Genomic DNA, 15,949 nt, shown 5'->3' on the forward strand with positions numbered 1-15,949 from the left:
ATTTCCCCCCTTCTTCCGTTTAATCAAATCAATATTTCAAATCAAGATCGAGATTTACCTGCTTGTAGACCAACGCGGATACAATTCCAGCCAGGCAATCAATGCCCGACGTGTTCCCGTATTCAACGGCTTGTGCCAATAGGTTGTCCAAGTTTTCCAGTGGCTCGTTGCCCTTCAGGTACCGAACGATGCCCAGTAATGCGCTACTGAACCGTCGACGAAGAGCGTAGTATAGATAGCTTCGGCCAACATCCGTCGTGTAACTGGCCGACTCAATTCGTGAAGCAACCGCCGCTCGAAGCTCTTGATGATTACCACTCAGCCAATCAATAAGGATCCAGCCTAACAAAAAGTCATCGCCCGATGGGGTGAGCCCCCTGCCTCTGCCAATGAAGAAGTCGACTCCCCATTGAACGGTAACGGCATTTGTTAGCCAAGACGTTTCCTTTTGATACGGTGACGTGTCCAGCGTCAAGAAATCCTGAAACGGTTGATCGAATCCAGTCTGACGATCGATGTTTCGACAGTTATTCAACAAGTACCCCAACCGGTCTGACCGAATCCCTTCGGTCAGCAAGTCGGCACGGAACGTCTCGGTAATCTTGAGCTGCCAAGTTTCTTGGTAGGTCTCGATATAAAAGGACGCATCGCGGAAATTGACACTGCGGGTATCTCGAATTTGACTCAATAAATCGGTAAAATCGCGTGGCGGAAGATAGAGTCCACCTGGTAAAAGTTTTGAGCGGTCGCTAGTCAGAATCACCAACGGCGTGTGCTGCTTGTCTGTTAAATTAAAGGTGTGCTCAAAGACGCTATGAACATACCATTCTCTATCTTCTAGAGCCAGAAGTACATGGTCACCCAGAACTTCTACTTCACGCATTTATTCCTCAAAACCTAACTTTTTAGCATAAGCCAGGACAGCTTTTTCGAAGGCTTCCATCGGTGGATTAACGGTCCCAGCCCCGATTTGTCCTAGACCCGCTTTCTTGTTGGCAATCCCGGTGTTAATTACTGGGAGAATGCCCGTCTCAACAACTTTTCGCGCATCAATCCCGATAGAGATTCCCCGGAAGTCCCAAGTAGGGATTGGGAAATTAGGATTGGATGCCGTTGTGATTTCGGTCATGTCCTCACTCGTATGCAGGGCATCGAAGAATCCACCAGTTCCGACGAACCGCGTAACAGCCGGTGCGGCAATCATGGCGAACCCACCAACCCCAAACGTTTCGGTGATGGCACTATCACCCATATCAGGTGAGGCATCGTCTTCGGAGAACCCGGAGAAGTACAGCCCATGTGGCGTATTAACCGGACCAGTGAACCATTCATCACCCATCCCAGCAATCCGAATACCAAATTCGTAACCATTCCGGCACATTGCCGTTACAATGGTTCCTTCTTGAATCTGACGGGCACCATCCATCACGGATTTAGCGGAAGCCATCATGATGTTCAAGAAGAACTGGTCGGTATCGGCCAAGAATTGAATAACATCTTCCTTGTCCTTTTGGTCAATGTCCAACGCCACGATACTTGGTGACATTTCCTTTAAGAAGGCCAGTGAAGCGGCGATATTCCGTTGGTGGAATTCATCCCCCATGGCAATCGCTTTGGCAATTAAAACGTTTACATTCAATGGTTCGCGCTTCTGTAAAGCCTTGCTCAAGACTGGTCCTAAGACATCACGCATCCAGCGTAACCGGTCAATCACTTCTGGTCCATTGGCACCAAACCGCAGTACGGCACCAATTCCTTCATTCATCGTGCAGTAAGCGCGGTTCCCATCCGTCCGGTTTTCCACAACAACCAGTGGCATATGAGCTGAGGTAATCCCGCCCATCGGCCCAACTGCATCCACGTGGTGACAAGGAATGAGGGTCACTTCGCCACTCTCCATGAGCTTACGCGCGTCAACTTCATTATCTGCCCAACCTTCAAACATCGCAGCACCGATGCAGGCACCCTGGACGGGGTCAATCATCTTATCATAGGTGATTGGTGGACCGGCATGTAGCAACACTTTGCCATGTTTAAATTCGTCAATAACGTCCATTGCAGGGACAACATCCAATAGGAATGGTGAACCGGCAATAATTTTGGAGACTACCGCCTGATTGGCTTCGTCAATACTTTTATAAACCATTCATTACACCCCTACTTTCAAGTCAACTTTACTGAGGAACAAGAGAGCCTTTTGCAGCTCAACGTTCCCACCGGCGATTGGCTTCCAATCAAATTGGACAGCACTCCCGCCACTTTCGTTAATCGCATCCGCAAAGCTTTCCAGCCCAATGTTTAAGAAACGAGTGGCCGTCAGCATTTCCTTCAACCTATCAGAAACAGCTGGCATCTTCACATTCGATGGCTGTTCTGGGAGGATTGGTAATGGTTTCTCCTCTACTGGATGGCCCACAATAGCTAACGCTGTTTTAACCGCCTGGGCGTTATTCTCACAAAGAATTACACCGGCAGATTCCAACGTCTTTTGTTGTTGACTGTAGTCTTGAGGGTCCATATCCGTACCAACAATGGTGGCAATAACTGGTAATTCACGACCTTCAGCCTTGGCATCCGCCTTGACCTTAATGATCGTATCCTTCAAGTCGCCAGCCATATCGTCGGTCGTCCCGTACCCCAGCACGATATCCAATAGAATTGCGGCAGTCTCCGGATCTTGTCCAGCCGAAACCATCATTTCTTTCCGCTTCGTGGCATCAATCATTGGGTGTGGCCGACCTTGCGTGAAGACATCATCCCCAAGGTCCAAGACCTCGTAACCATCCTTTTTCAAGATGGATCCATCCACACCATTTTCGGCGTGAAGGCCCAGCGTATTGTTCATTAAGGTTGCGGCTTCATAAGCCAAAGTTCCACCGGAGTAGTACCCCTTAATGTACTTTTGTTGCGGTTGTAACTTCACGTCTGGCACCTTGACAGCAACATCTTCGTTACCAGTTGGCTCTTGCCCGTGGAGCAAGCCCACCGCAATTTTAGCCGTTTCTTCCAGCGTGTAAGCTCTGTAAAGTCCCTTTTCATGGGCTTCTGGCTTTTCACCTAAGAAGATTGCTACGACAGGCTTCTTGGCTGCCCGTAACAAGTCAACGGCATCGTCGCGGACCTCCTTTGCAGGCGGCTTAGAAATGGCGACAATCACCTTAACGTCTGGATCTTGGTCCAGCAAGGCAATACTGTCTTTAAACGTAATCCCTTGAACCTGAGCCTTTAAATCACGGCCACCAGTTCCGATCGCGTTCGTCACACCTTCACCCATCTTATGGATGATTGCCGTGACTTCCTGAATTCCAGTTCCAGAGGCACCAACAATTCCAATGCTTCCTTTGCGAACCCGGTTAGCGAAGGCTAAAGGTAACCCATTGGCAATCCCAGTCCCACAGTCGGGACCCATCAACAGTAAGCCCTTTTCGTGGGCCATCTGCTTCAACCGTGCTTCGTCTTCAATCGTCACGTTGTCACTGAAACAAAAGACGTTTTTACCGGCGTCCAAAGCCTTCTCAACTTCGCTCGCGGCGTAGACACCGGGAACAGAAATCAAGGCAACGGGGGCATCCTTAGCAACTTCTAAGGCCTTATCCCAAGTCTTAACCCGTTCTTCACCGCTGGTTTCATCGTCATTTCCACTGGATTGTTCGTCCAGATAAGTCTTGGCTTTCTTGACCACATCGTCGATCAATTCCTCATTGTCGACATCGAGGACAATAACCATGTCGTTGGGCGTTGCGGCTTCCAATTCGTCAGTCGCCAGACCACCCGTCTTGAAGATATCCTTGTTAGCAGGGGTTCCCATCATGACTTGTACATTGTTGACGCCATCCAACGTTTCCAGATAGTTCGTCAACAGCATGAGCACGATGGAGTCCTGATAACTATTCTTTTCAATCACTGTGTGCAGCATATAGTTATCAACTCTCTTTCGTTTAGATTTATTCGGCGAAGGCACCTTGCCCATTGTACTTATCAAAGTGAACCGTATCGCTCTTCAAGTAATCGTAAATTTCAGTTGCCACTTCGATACCATCCTTCATCGCTTTCTTCCGACGAATTTGGCTACGTTCACCTGGCAGGTAAACTTGATCGAAGCCCTTAGCTGGTTTCATTTCATGCAGTTCTTCCGTCATCTGTTGCACTTGCTTAGCAAAGGCATCAGGATCCGTGAACTTCTTCGGATCAATCAGAATGTAGAATTGACCTAAATTCCGCTTTTCAGTCAAGTCGGCATACATCGAAGAAACGTGCTTCCCGAATGGCAGGCCCAGCAAGGAACCAGCAACCACATCAACCAACATCATTAAGCCGTACCCTTTAGGACCAGCAATTGGAAGTAAGCCCCGAACGTCGTGTGGATTCGTGGTTGGGTCCCCGTTGCCATCAACCGCCCAGGTATCTGGAATGGACCGGTTCTTGGACCGGGCATCCAAGACTTTCCCCCAGGCTTGAACCGTCGTCGCCATATCGAAGACGAGTGGTTCCCCACTGGAACGTGGTGCGGAAAAGGCAATTGGGTTAGTCCCAAAGTAGTTTTCACTACCACCATATGGCACCACCATTGGGTCGGATTGGCACATTGCAATAGCAACTAAGCCTTCTTCTGCAGCCCGCTTAACGTAGTAAGAAAGCATCCCACTGTGGCCGGTCTTTTCGACACCAACAACAGCTGTCCCGGTATCTTTAGCCATGCCAATTGCGTAAGTCAAGGCCTCGTTGCAGACGTATTGACCCATCCCGTTGTCGCAGTGAACGACCCCGGTAGACGTCCCCGTCTTTTCAAATTGGATGTTTGGGTTGAGGTTAACGCCCCCCTTGGCAATCCGTTCGGCATAGTAAGCCACCCGTACGGTCCCATGGGAGTGAATCCCACAGGCATCGGCGTAGGTCAGATGCCGTGCTGTTTCCTCAGCTGGTTCTTTAGGTAACCCGGCGGCGATAAACTTGTTCATCATCAAATCTTGTAATTCTTGCGCTTCAACTAGCGTAATTCCTGAATCTGACATATGTTGTCCCTCCGTGTCTAGTGTGTGTGGTGTCGTGTGTTAGATTTCTGGGTCGCGGTTGGCGTCCTTGGAGTATACGTAAGCTAATGGTTCGCCACGGCCAACGGCATAAGCAGCTTGTGGTGAGTAGGAACCCATGTAGAGGTAATCACCCTTTTCAACGGGGTACCAACCATTGTCCAGGTTGTACATCCCAGAACCACTGATTAAGTATGCCCCGTGTTCTTGGTAATGCGTTTCAATGTAAGCATGGCTGGCACCTGGTTCGAAGGCCAAGATGTGCATGTTCATGTCGAAGCCCAAGTCATCGGTTGGCAAGAAGTCCCACAGATGTACATCAGTCATGCCTTCGTAGTCTTGTGGTGCCCGGTCATGCGTGTTGCCAACGATCTTGTAAGCCTTGTGACCAGCGATTGGTTGGTAACGCTTCTTGTAAAGGAAGACTTCAGTTAGTTCGTCTTGGGCATTTTCCATGGTCATGATGACACTTTCTGGGAAGTAAGCGTAGCCACCATCGGTCAAGATATTTTCTTCCTTGCCATCGGAAACTTTTAACTTACCTGAAACGACGTAAGCAACCGTTTCGATTCCTTCGCCACCAAAACCAGTGTGCTTACCACCCTTTTGAAAACTAGCAATGTAGTCAACGAAGTGGGCACCTAAACGCGGAGTCCCCATGATGGAAACGTCTACATTTTCAAACCCGGGAACATTGTTCTTAACTAAGCCATCGTTAGGAATCAAGGCAAAGTTGCCAGCCTTAACGACGGAACGTGAACCTAACAATTGCTTTTGGTAACCGGTACGATTATTTTTGTAACTCATGATCAAGTCTCCCAACTTTTTGATTAATTTTGTGTGGTCTTGCTAAGTAGAATATTATTTGTAAGCCAATTGATAAAGCGTATCTGCCATCAACTTCACGCCTTCAACTAAGTCTTCAAACTTAGTATTTTCGGCTGGGTTGTGACTCACCCCATTGATGCTTGGGACGAAGATCATCGCCGTTGGATAAACGGGCGCAATAATCTGAGAATCATGGCCGGCACCACTATGCATGACGCGGTACTTGTAGTTTCCAGCCTTGGCTTGCCCCTCGATAGTATCCACAATCTTTTGGCTCATAGGTACTGGCTTTTCATCCATCCAGAGGTCAATGTTGATGTCTAAGCCCATTTGCTTGGCAACATCACGCATCATATTTTCAATCTCTGTCGTGAATTTGACTAAGTAATCAGCATCCGTATGCCGGCAGTCCATCGTAAAGAGAACTTCCCCAGGCACCACGTTGACGGTATTAGGCTTTGGCACAACTTTACCAAACGTCAGAACCAGCGGATCGCCAATTTCATGGGCTTTGTCCAAAGCTGTATTGACAATCTTAGCCATCCCATAAACGGCATCGTGACGATAACTCAGTGGCGTGGTCCCAGCATGGTTGGCTTCACCCTTTAAGGTAATGTCGTACCGCCGTTGACCGGCAATGCTGTTCACAACCCCGATTTGTTCATGTTCTCTTTCAAGGATGCTTCCTTGTTCAATATGTTCTTCAACGAAGGCCTTGATGTCATCACGCCGCGTCTGCTTGTCACTAAAGTCAAAGCCTTGGCGGTGCATTTCATCAACGAACTTCTTACCTTCAGCATCGGCAACGTCCTTGACTTCATCGTTGTTAGCAATTCCGACGAAGTTCTTGCTACCCCAGAATACTGTAGGGAACCGGCTACCTTCTTCTTCGGCCATTGAAATAACTTCCAAAGACCGCTTGGGTGCGCCGTACTTTTCCTGTAGGAACTGAGCGGCAGTCAATGAAGCAACAACCCCAAATTGGCCGTCAAGCTTACCACCGTTAACCACCGTATCAATATGTGAACCCGTCATGATGGTCTCTTCAGGCTTCTCGGACCCTTCGATTCGCCCAAATAAGTTACCAACATCATCGAACTTCGTTGCCATCCCAGTTGATTCCATCTGGGCTTTAACGTACTTCTGCGCTTCTAACCAAGAGTCAGAGTACAGTAACCGCGTCATCCCACCTGTGGGATCACTCCCAATTGATGACAATTTCTTAAGTCGTTCATCAACAACTTTTTCGAGTTCCATAATTTTTGCCTCCTTCATATTATGTTACAAACTCATTGTATGCGCTTTCATTACGATCATCATTAGTCACTTTGGCTAAATTCAATCGTGAAATTGTTGCATTTCCACTAGATTTAATCAAAATCACCTACAATTCTAGCCGTCCGCTTGACTTCGAGCACCCATAAATGACCATTTTGAAAGGTGACACCCTTTGGCCAACCGCTTTCTTAGCGTTACCAGCCACCTTCACATGCCTTTGTGCCCTTTCAACTTAAACACCAAAACAAAACGACTCGCTTCGAGTCAAGTCGAAAACAAGTCGTTTTATCAGCACCTTATGTGCTTACCTTCAATTTAAACGGTTTGGGCAACCTTCTTAGCAGCCTTTTCGATGAACTTGCCAGGGAAGGCAGACGTTACGCCGGCTTCCTTGCTGTAGATCGTTTGACCACGTAAGATGGTTTGCATGACTTGAGCACCAATCTCACGGCCAATGTATGGGCTAATCTGGTTCCGATATTCCAAGTCTTCCGCTTTCAACGTGTATGGTGCATTTGGCTTAATCAGAACGAAGTCGGCATCTTTACCAACACTGATCCGGCCTTTGTCATCCAAGTTGTAACGGTCCGCTGGATTCGAAGCAATGATTTGAGCAAAATGCGTTAAGGACATGCCGCGTTTTTGAACGGCTTCATCATACATGACGTCAACATCATTTTGAACACCAGAGATCCCACCCCAAGCATCGAAGGCATTATCGGTATCCTTCAAGTCAGGTGTACATGGTGAGTGGTCAGACGTTACGAAGCTAATAGCGCCTGATTCAACCCGCTTCCACAAAGCATCTTGTTGTGCTTGTTCACGGATTGGTGGTGAACATTTAACCACGGCACCAATTGCATCCAACTCGTCCTTGGCAAAGTACAGGTAGTGTACACAGGTTTCACAGGTAACGTCGACACCTTCAGCGCGACCCTGGATAACCGCATCCACACCTTCTTGGCAAGCCACGTGGCAGATGTGAATCCGGCAGCCCGTTTGCTTGGCCATAAAGATGGCTTTCTTGATCGCCATAACTTCGGTAAAGGCAGGACGTGTGTCAACGTAGTCAGCCAACGTCGTCTTCCCTTCAGCTTTAGCAATTTCGCCTAACCGGTCGGTAATTGCAGCATCTTCGGCGTGAATAGCTAAGACTTTACCGGTCTTGGCAATCTGCTTCATGCCTTCATACAGGGAGTAATCATCAACGTTTTCAAAATCACCGTCGATGGAACGGTCCCCACAGGTTGCTAAGAAGCACTTGTAACCCGCAACGCCACCTTCATCCAATTCTTGAATGCCGCCCTTTAAGTTCGATGGGACTAAGCCACCAAACGAGCCAACATCCACTTTTAATTCATCTTTGTGGGAATACTTTTCTTCAAGGGTCTTGCCATCAACTGTTGCTGGCACTTGGTTCAGAGGCATTTCCATAAAGGAAGTGACCCCACCTTTCGCACAAGATGCCGTTCCAGTTACGTAGCCTTCCCATTGATCCCGGTACCCACCACCCATTGGGGTAATATGTACGTGGGCATCAACCATCCCAGGACTAACAATTAAGCCTTTGGCGTCAACAATCTTACTACCATCTAGATTTTGTCCAATGGCGGTAATTTTACCATTGTCAACGGCCACATCAGTATGGACTTCGCCACCCTCAAGGATAACTAATCCGTTTTTTATGACTAATTCATGACTCATGTTTATTCCTCCTTTATATCTTGGTTTAAACTCTGGTTAAGTGTTGCCGGTTCTTTTTTCGACACCATTTTCTTTAACCCTAGGTAAATCAGGAATGCAGAGATAAATCCAACAAACCATGACAAATCAGAAATTACTTTGACGGCTGGAATAAATTGGCCACTGAGTGACAATATAAGAGCTAAGATTGTCGCGATATAGGCCTCTTTATTGACGCCATGATAACGAATCTCTTTATTCCCGGTATTCAGATCCATATACAAAGTATCTAGATTTTCATGCCGGTAATGAATGAAGAAGTAGTTGGCAATCATGACCCCAGCAACTGGTCCCAAGACAGCACCAATTCCGTTCAGGAAAATAAAGATACTATCTGAGTTCTCCATCAACTTCCACGGCATAATCAGGAAACTAATGATACTAGCAATAATCACACCACTCTTGTAATTGAGCTTCTTCGGGAATAACGCGGTCAGTTGATAACCGGCTGGAATGATGTTCCCCGTAGCGTTCGTTGAAATCGTGGTCAACAGGAAGACGGCCATTGAAATCAAGATTGCGGGTAAACTACCCCACCGTTCGATAATGTTCAAAACATTCCATTCCTGGATATTGTAATGAATAGATCCCCCGATCAGAATCACCACACTGGTGAAAGCAAAAATCAGATAACCGACCGATAACCCTAACGTTTGACCGATAGCTTGGGCCTTCGTGGACTTAGCATTCTGCGTAAAGTCTGCGATGCTGGTCCCAGGCGCCGCCCAAACGGCAATTACAGAGTTGAAAATGATAAAGTAAACCAGAAGCGGATTGGCATGGGAAGTTGCATTGACGTGGTAAGCCAGAATCGGTCCTAACCCACCAGCGCCCCAGATTGCCCAGATTGCCATACCACCAAATACGACATAAATCAGCGGGCTTAAAATCGCGGTAAATTTGTTTAAAATATTACCACCACCAAAACCAACTAGAACGTTTAACGCCCAGAAGATGGTGAATGAAATTAATCCCGGAATACTGATTCCTAGAATCTTAGTCGACCCGCCAATATCAAGGAAGCCCGGCCAAATCTTGCCAATCATAATCAGCAAAGCTAGAGAACCTGTATACGTCTGTAACCCAAACCAGGCAATCGCCGCGACACAGCCACGCAAGAATCCTGGTAGCTTAGCACCGAGGTTGCCATAGGCCGAACGAAGGTGCATTGCGAAGGGAATCCCGTATTTAGATCCAACGATCCCATTGATGGCCATGAATGCGGAAACGAAGAATGCACTCAAGAATATGGCGATCATGACGTTAAGCGGTGAGAGGCCCAAGAACAGGAAGCCACCGACGGCCGCGTAATTAGGAATGTTGTGAATGGACCCCATCCACAAGGTAAAGAAGTTCCCAATTCCCATGTTACGTTTATCCCCGGTCTTGGGTAGTAAGTCATCGTTGTAGCCGCGCTCTTTGAACGTTGCAATTTGCTGCTCAGTTACTTCATACTCGTTCGTTTTCACCTTCAAAACCCCTTACGAATGTAATAACCACCTTCGTTGCAGAATAGTCTCGATAAACGGCTACGTCCTAAAAGTCCTCAGAGATGATTGTCCGCGCGAACTGGTAAGGATCCCGATCGGTATCAAGCGTTACCGCTTGTCAGTTGGGCGTTAACTATTTATCACCACCCATTGTAAGCGGTTTCTTTTCAAGGAGCATTGTTCAAATTGACCAGAAAAACATTTTCATTTGTCACTTTGATGGCCTAAAATTTGGTACAATGTAAACGATTACAATTTTAGAAGGAGTGCGGGCAAACATGAAAACAACACAAATATCCTTAAACACATACCAAGATATCCAACTATCTGCTACCAGTTACGCGCCTGATACCAAAGCTTCCACCACCATCTTTTACCTGCACGGCGGTGGTTTGGAATTTGGCCAACGTAACGACCTTCCTGTGGATTACATTCAGCGTTTCGTTACTGCCGGAATTGAACTCGTTACATTTGATTACTTATTAGCTCCCGAGGTTAAAATCGATGTTATTTTACCCGTCCTACGGGAATCTCTTCAGGTCATGGTGGACAAAAAGGCTAGCTCTTCTCGGCTCATTTTGATGGGCCGGTCCGCCGGTTCCTACCTCTGCTATCTCCTCTTACGCGACGGCTTTGAAGCAGATGGTTTTGTCGATCTGTATGGATACGCCAGCCTAGATTATCCTGAATTTAGATTACCAGCGGGCTTCTACGACGACTTCCCTAAAGTATTGCCGATGAACGCCCAGGCCCTGATTCAACAACAGCCGTTGGTTGCTGGGGAAATGAAGGACCGCTATCCTCTGTACGTTTCTGGCCGCCAATTTGGCACCTGGCTCAGTCAATTCTTACCCAGCATGCGCGCTGCTGACAGCTACTCTCTGACGCCGGACGAGCTGCGGCGCCTACCGCGAACTCTCCTCATTCACAGTACCGACGATCCCGATGTTCCTTTTGCGACTTCGACAGAAGCTGTTAAATATCTACCAGACGCCAAACTCATCCCTATTCAACAGGCTGAACACGACTTCGACCGAAACGTGACCGCGGAAAATTTAGCCATTTATGATCAAATCATCGACTTCATTGTCGCTATACCGATTGGTGTGCGGGCCTCAGCTTAAGTCACTTAACCACATAATCTGATGAATACTCGGCGCTATTTACGTCGGGTATTTTTATTATCGCTAACGTAAAACGTTTTATTTAAGTAATCACCACGCACCTATGCTATGCTCAATGCAACCCAACCGCACAATATTTAGGAGGCGTTTTCATGACCGTCATTACTGATTATATCGAAGAAGCTGATGCCAAGCAACAACCACAACTAACCGCCATGTACCAGATCCTGAAGTCACTCCTGCCGGAAGCTACTGAAACACTCAGCTACGGCATGCCCGCCTTTCATCAGCAAAAGGATATCGTCTACTTTGCAGCGATGAAGAACCACTTGGGCTTCTACCCCACTAATACGCCAATCGCAGCGTTTGAAGATGAACTCGATGGTCGGTACAACTATTCGAAGGGAGCCGTCCAATTCGACTATAATAAACCCCTACCGGCAGAACTGATCGCTAAGATGGTTCGCTTTAAGCTCAACGAACTTCAGTCATAAAAAATGGTTGACCCAGCGCCACACTGGATCAACCATTCTTTAGTTCAAAACTTAATCCTCACTGCCCATCATCCGGCCAACAAAAGCAGCCAAGACGGCGCCGACTTCCGGTGCCAAAATGTAGAGCCAGAGGTGAGACAACGCGCTACCACCGGCAAAGACCGCTGGGCCAAACGACCGCGCTGGGTTCAAGGACCCACCCGTCAAGTTCAACGCCACGATGATCAGGAAGGCCAAGGTCACCCCAATCGTCACACCGGCGAAGTCACCATTGCCGTGACGATCGCTCGTCACATTCAAGATAACCAGCAGGAACAGGAACGTGACGAGGGCTTCAACGAAGAAGGCCAAGCCCGTAGAGATCTTGGGAAAGTCCGTTTGTCCCAATTGGTTCGTTGCCAGGCCCAAGCCACCGACAAATAATTTCATAATAGCTGAAGCCACGGTTGCGCCGAGAACCTGCGCCACGATATACCAGAGTGCATCCTTACCCGAGATCCGCCGGTTAATCAACATGGCGGTCGTTACTGCGGGGTTAAAATGGCCACCGGAGATGCCACCGAACGCATAGGCGGATACCGTAATTGCCAGCCCAAAGGCCAGTCCAATCGTCAGGGTACTCCCTGCGGCCACCGTCACGGCACCGGTCCCCAGGAACACCAGCATAAAGGTACCCAAAAATTCTGCAGTATATTTCTGCATCATGATTCCTCCAATCCAATTCTCTAGTTAACTTCTCTATTATAATATAAATAATAATCACCTGCCGCCAATATGCTAATTACTTAACGGCTCGGCTAATTAATGCCGCACGCCATCGGCTTAATTGGCCCGTTTCTTACAGTCATCACGTCAAAAACAGGCGTCGTTCCAGTCTCTGACTGAATCGACGCCTGCCCTGTTGTTTTTTCTATCGGTTGTTAAATTTCGGCTAATGCCGTGGTGATCGGCGTATGACCGCTCTTCATCATGATGACCTTGCCAATGGTTTGCGGCGCATCAATCAAATTGGCCAAAACGGCGGCCACATCCGCCAACGGGTTCTCGCCCAACGTTTCCTCATCCAAGCTTACCAGACCGGTTGCGGGGGTCTCGGTCAGGACACCTGGCTGAAGAATCGTATAGTCTAGCGTTGTCCGATGAATGAGCCAATCATCGGCAAAATACTTCGCAATATTGTAGTTCGTCAAGCCTTTAAGGTAGCCTTCCGACCACCGCTCCGGCTGCAAATCATAGGCGGAGCTCAATTGAATAAAGCGCTTAACTCCAGCCAGTTCAGCTGCCTTCATCACGTTGACCGCGCCGTTCAAGTCGGTCTGCAACAGATCCTTGCCACGTGAACCGGCGACGAAATAAACGGCTGCCATCCCTTGAAGGGCTGACGCTAGGTCTCGAGGCTGGTCGTGCAAGTCAAAGAAGACCTGATCGTCTCCAGCTTGGGGCTTACGAGAACCGGCAAACACCTCATGACCGGCTTGGCGTAAGCGTTCAACCAATGCCTGTCCTACCCGACCGGTGGCTCCAACAACAAATAATTTCATCAATCGTCCCTCCTAGTCCTTAAACGTCAAAAATTCAGAATTTGCGACCCGACTCGACCGGAAATCATTGATTAGCGCCTGATCACGATAGCCTAGCGCTATGCCCATGATAAAGCGGTGGGTCTCGTCCAATCCAAGCAGATCGCGCAGGGCATCCGGATATCGAATGATCTCATACGCCGGAATCGACTGGATGCCGTGGTTGGTCGCACTCAACATCAGCGTTTGGGAAAAGGCGCCCAGATCGAAGATGGCCCAATCATTGACCGGTGCACGTAAAACCAAGTAGACCAATGCTGCGGCATTAAACAACTTATCCTGCGATTGGCCATACGTCGCCTGCGCCTGTTGCGCCGCTAAAAGCTGGTTCAACTCATCATTAAACGTCGCAATATTCTGACGGCTAGCCGCCGCCCACTCCGAACGATGGGCCACTGCCATATCCGTATTGCCGGCCACGCCGCGCTGGCTGCGTTCCAGATGTCCCGCCTTGATCTGCGCCAAGGTTTGACCAGTAGCGACCACGACTTGCCACGGCTGGGCGTTGGCCCAAGAGGGCGCGTGCTTTGCCTCGGTCACAATTTCTTCGAGAACACTCGGTGCAATCGGCTGATTGGTAAAGGCACGATAGGAATGCCGTTCACGAATAATGTCTTTAAAATCCATCAGATAACCTCCTCGTAGACAACTTGCCCACTAAATGATATGATGCTTTCAACGTGGTGTAACTATACCATCAGGAATACCAACGCTACAAGGTGGATTGTGCCCACCGTTTTATTTTTTAAGTGTGCAATCTGCACACCCAGGAGGAAAGACAAGCATGCAGAAGGAAGACTTACTTCTAAAATCCATTCAGTGTACCACCATTGACGAGCTCACCGACCTAATTGCCTGCTACCTTGATCAAGCGATCATTCTGGTCGACCAGTCTGGGCGCATCATCAGTAGCGGCCAATCTTCACTCTCAAAGATTCCCACCGATTGGCTGGATCCCACGACTAATGCGCCCCTTTACCGTCACGGCCAACTGGAATTCATTCGTAACATCATCAATCCACTGGCTCTGAACACGTGGTACCTCTTTAGTTCCCAATCCAAAGGCTATCCGGTTGCGCTTGATCAAATCCAATTGGCCATCCGCGTCATCAATAGCTTCATCGACCGTTACGCACTCAACCCCAACCAAAGTGAAGTCAATAGCTTATTGGGTAAGCTATTGACTCAGCCCACACAGACCGATACCACCCTATTACACCCCCTACTTACCGACAAAATCGTCTGTGTCACCGTCACCCCTGAGGCCGGGGCCACCAACCAGACTGCCTTGATTCAACAGCTCCGCGACCTGGTGGCACCACTTCCCCTCGCTGAAGATCAGCAACGCCTAGTCTTTCTTCTAAACGCTCCGGATTTGCCAAAATTACGCCCCAAACTCCAGCAACTCGGGACCTTCTTCCACCACTATTTCTTTATCTCCGAGGGTTACGACGACGTTAGCAAAACCGTTGAATTCCGTGACATCTGCGTGCAGTCCGCCAAAATTGCCCAGCAACTGGGGACGTTAACGGTCATCAATCCGACGCAGAAGTACAATATTTACGTGATCTTATCGCAAGTAGACAACGCCCCACTCCTCAAAAATACGATGTGTACCCAACTTTTAATCTTACAAAAATACGACCGGCGCCATCACAGTGAGCTTTTTAAAACACTCTTCGAATACCTGGAAAATGAATGTAAAATCAGCATTACCGCTACACAACTTCATCTCCACCGCAATAGTCTTACCAAACGCCTGCAAAAAATTACCGATCTCATCGATGTCGACTTCGATGATCCCGACCGGACCTTTGGCCTCCGCCTGAGCTACCGGTTATTTAACTTCTTACAACTCTAATCCCCGAAAGGAACGATCACTCATGGCTTTAACCCAACTCAATCTCGGCAGCGAACTCGGCCTGGAAATTCTCCACCAGCGCTGGTACGCGCTGATTCTCTACCAGCTGGCACCTGTCCCCACAGATTTCATGGATCTGCGCGTCACCGTCCGCGGTATTTCCACCTTTAACCTCTTACTCCGTCTCAAGCACCTGACGGAATGGGGGCTAATCGAGACACTTCCGGAAGACGACTACAGCTACCGACTCACGGCTAGTGGCGAGATGTTCCACCAGATTCTGCGCGAACTCGAAGACTGGGGCAACGACACCCTCGAAAATAATTTAGCAATTTAACGAATTGGACGACCTCTAAATGGGCCGTCCTTTTTAATTGAAAGATTTATGAAAACGGATTGCTATCAGGATATTCATCGCCTAATCTGGGCAAAACGAACACCATGTATTGATTTGGTATAGTTCTTGTATGGTTTTGCCTAAGCCTGCTGACAAGGGGGTTGAAATCAGGTATGCTGTGCTT

The 15,949-nt window shown here is 48.3% G+C and carries 15 protein-coding genes; 4 read left to right on the forward strand and 11 right to left on the reverse strand.

The features are described 5' to 3' along the window. Positions 1-28: 28 nt before the first annotated feature. The 8 genes from KB236_07735 to KB236_07770 all read right to left on the reverse strand — a co-directional run bounded on the left by KB236_07735 (position 29) and on the right by KB236_07770 (position 10,348). Positions 29-883 carry a DUF2877 domain-containing protein gene (locus tag KB236_07735; protein ID UIF28437.1) on the reverse strand — a complete coding sequence of 285 codons (855 nt, stop codon included), beginning with the start codon at positions 881-883 and terminating at the stop codon, positions 29-31. Continuing rightward, positions 884-2,146, reverse strand: coding sequence for a DUF1116 domain-containing protein (locus KB236_07740; protein UIF28438.1), 1,263 nt, complete (start codon positions 2,144-2,146; stop codon positions 884-886). A gap of 3 nt (positions 2,147-2,149) precedes the next feature. Further along, positions 2,150-3,916 (reverse strand): acyl-CoA synthetase FdrA, encoded by a 1,767-nt coding sequence (gene fdrA / locus KB236_07745; protein UIF28439.1) that lies wholly within the window; start codon positions 3,914-3,916, stop codon positions 2,150-2,152. 28 nt (positions 3,917-3,944) lie between these two features. Further along, complete coding sequence (allD, locus tag KB236_07750) at positions 3,945-5,012, reverse strand: ureidoglycolate dehydrogenase (GenBank protein ID UIF28440.1); 1,068 nt, start codon at positions 5,010-5,012, stop codon at positions 3,945-3,947. 39 nt (positions 5,013-5,051) lie between these two features. Continuing rightward, positions 5,052-5,837 carry a (S)-ureidoglycine aminohydrolase gene (locus KB236_07755; GenBank protein UIF28441.1) on the reverse strand — a complete coding sequence of 262 codons (786 nt, stop codon included), beginning with the start codon at positions 5,835-5,837 and terminating at the stop codon, positions 5,052-5,054. A 54-nt stretch (positions 5,838-5,891) separates the two neighbouring features. Then, positions 5,892-7,115 carry an allantoate deiminase gene (gene allC, locus KB236_07760; GenBank protein ID UIF28442.1) on the reverse strand — a complete coding sequence of 408 codons (1,224 nt, stop codon included), beginning with the start codon at positions 7,113-7,115 and terminating at the stop codon, positions 5,892-5,894. A 336-nt stretch (positions 7,116-7,451) separates the two neighbouring features. Beyond that, positions 7,452-8,840 carry an allantoinase AllB gene (allB, locus tag KB236_07765; GenBank protein ID UIF28443.1) on the reverse strand — a complete coding sequence of 463 codons (1,389 nt, stop codon included), beginning with the start codon at positions 8,838-8,840 and terminating at the stop codon, positions 7,452-7,454. Between the two features lie 2 nt (positions 8,841-8,842). Further along, positions 8,843-10,348, reverse strand: coding sequence for a putative allantoin permease (locus tag KB236_07770; GenBank protein ID UIF28444.1), 1,506 nt, complete (start codon positions 10,346-10,348; stop codon positions 8,843-8,845). A 299-nt stretch (positions 10,349-10,647) separates the two neighbouring features. On the opposite strand from KB236_07770, the gene KB236_07775 reads away from it, so the two are divergent. Then, a complete protein-coding gene (locus KB236_07775; GenBank protein ID UIF28445.1) occupies positions 10,648-11,493 on the forward strand; it encodes an alpha/beta hydrolase in 846 nt (281 codons plus the stop codon). 152 nt (positions 11,494-11,645) lie between these two features. After that, positions 11,646-11,987 carry a DUF1801 domain-containing protein gene (locus tag KB236_07780; protein UIF28446.1) on the forward strand — a complete coding sequence of 114 codons (342 nt, stop codon included), beginning with the start codon at positions 11,646-11,648 and terminating at the stop codon, positions 11,985-11,987. A 51-nt stretch (positions 11,988-12,038) separates the two neighbouring features. Here the strand turns inward: KB236_07780 and KB236_07785 are convergent, their stop codons facing one another. From KB236_07785 to KB236_07795, 3 genes are all read right to left on the reverse strand, one after another. Continuing rightward, the gene (locus tag KB236_07785) at positions 12,039-12,689 is read right to left on the reverse strand and encodes an aquaporin (GenBank protein ID UIF30323.1); all 651 of its coding nucleotides are present in this window, start codon (positions 12,687-12,689) and stop codon (positions 12,039-12,041) included. Positions 12,690-12,907: 218 nt separating this feature from the next. Further along, positions 12,908-13,528: an SDR family oxidoreductase gene (locus KB236_07790; protein UIF28447.1), complete on the reverse strand. Its 621-nt coding sequence runs from the start codon at positions 13,526-13,528 to the stop codon at positions 12,908-12,910. Between the two features lie 12 nt (positions 13,529-13,540). Further along, on the reverse strand, positions 13,541-14,194 hold the full coding sequence (locus tag KB236_07795) for a nitroreductase (protein UIF28448.1): 654 nt from the start codon (positions 14,192-14,194) through the stop codon (positions 13,541-13,543). Between the two features lie 157 nt (positions 14,195-14,351). On the opposite strand from KB236_07795, the gene KB236_07800 reads away from it, so the two are divergent. Further along, a complete protein-coding gene (locus KB236_07800; GenBank protein UIF28449.1) occupies positions 14,352-15,428 on the forward strand; it encodes a helix-turn-helix domain-containing protein in 1,077 nt (358 codons plus the stop codon). A 22-nt stretch (positions 15,429-15,450) separates the two neighbouring features. Then, positions 15,451-15,765, forward strand: a complete 315-nt coding sequence (locus tag KB236_07805; GenBank protein ID UIF28450.1) for a winged helix-turn-helix transcriptional regulator — start codon at positions 15,451-15,453, stop codon at positions 15,763-15,765. Positions 15,766-15,949 lie beyond the last annotated feature (184 nt).

The sequence above is a fragment of the Levilactobacillus brevis genome (genome assembly GCA_021383565.1).
Taxonomy (GTDB): Bacteria; Bacillota; Bacilli; order Lactobacillales; family Lactobacillaceae; genus Levilactobacillus; species Levilactobacillus brevis_B.

What these genes read in the sequence shown, in the direction of transcription:
- KB236_07735 (UIF28437.1), bottom strand. Translation starts at nt 883, where the DNA reads ATGCGTGAAGTAGAAGTTCTGGGTGACCATGTACTTCTGGCTCTAGAA.
- KB236_07740 (UIF28438.1), bottom strand. Translation starts at nt 2,146, where the DNA reads ATGGTTTATAAAAGTATTGACGAAGCCAATCAGGCGGTAGTCTCCAAA.
- fdrA (UIF28439.1), bottom strand. Translation starts at nt 3,916, where the DNA reads ATGCTGCACACAGTGATTGAAAAGAATAGTTATCAGGACTCCATCGTG.
- allD (UIF28440.1), bottom strand. Translation starts at nt 5,012, where the DNA reads ATGTCAGATTCAGGAATTACGCTAGTTGAAGCGCAAGAATTACAAGAT.
- KB236_07755 (UIF28441.1), bottom strand. Translation starts at nt 5,837, where the DNA reads ATGAGTTACAAAAATAATCGTACCGGTTACCAAAAGCAATTGTTAGGT.
- allC (UIF28442.1), bottom strand. Translation starts at nt 7,115, where the DNA reads ATGGAACTCGAAAAAGTTGTTGATGAACGACTTAAGAAATTGTCATCA.
- allB (UIF28443.1), bottom strand. Translation starts at nt 8,840, where the DNA reads ATGAGTCATGAATTAGTCATAAAAAACGGATTAGTTATCCTTGAGGGT.
- KB236_07775 (UIF28445.1), top strand. Translation starts at nt 10,648, where the DNA reads ATGAAAACAACACAAATATCCTTAAACACATACCAAGATATCCAACTA.
- KB236_07780 (UIF28446.1), top strand. Translation starts at nt 11,646, where the DNA reads ATGACCGTCATTACTGATTATATCGAAGAAGCTGATGCCAAGCAACAA.
- KB236_07785 (UIF30323.1), bottom strand. Translation starts at nt 12,689, where the DNA reads ATGCAGAAATATACTGCAGAATTTTTGGGTACCTTTATGCTGGTGTTC.
- KB236_07790 (UIF28447.1), bottom strand. Translation starts at nt 13,528, where the DNA reads ATGAAATTATTTGTTGTTGGAGCCACCGGTCGGGTAGGACAGGCATTG.
- KB236_07795 (UIF28448.1), bottom strand. Translation starts at nt 14,194, where the DNA reads ATGGATTTTAAAGACATTATTCGTGAACGGCATTCCTATCGTGCCTTT.
- KB236_07800 (UIF28449.1), top strand. Translation starts at nt 14,352, where the DNA reads ATGCAGAAGGAAGACTTACTTCTAAAATCCATTCAGTGTACCACCATT.
- KB236_07805 (UIF28450.1), top strand. Translation starts at nt 15,451, where the DNA reads ATGGCTTTAACCCAACTCAATCTCGGCAGCGAACTCGGCCTGGAAATT.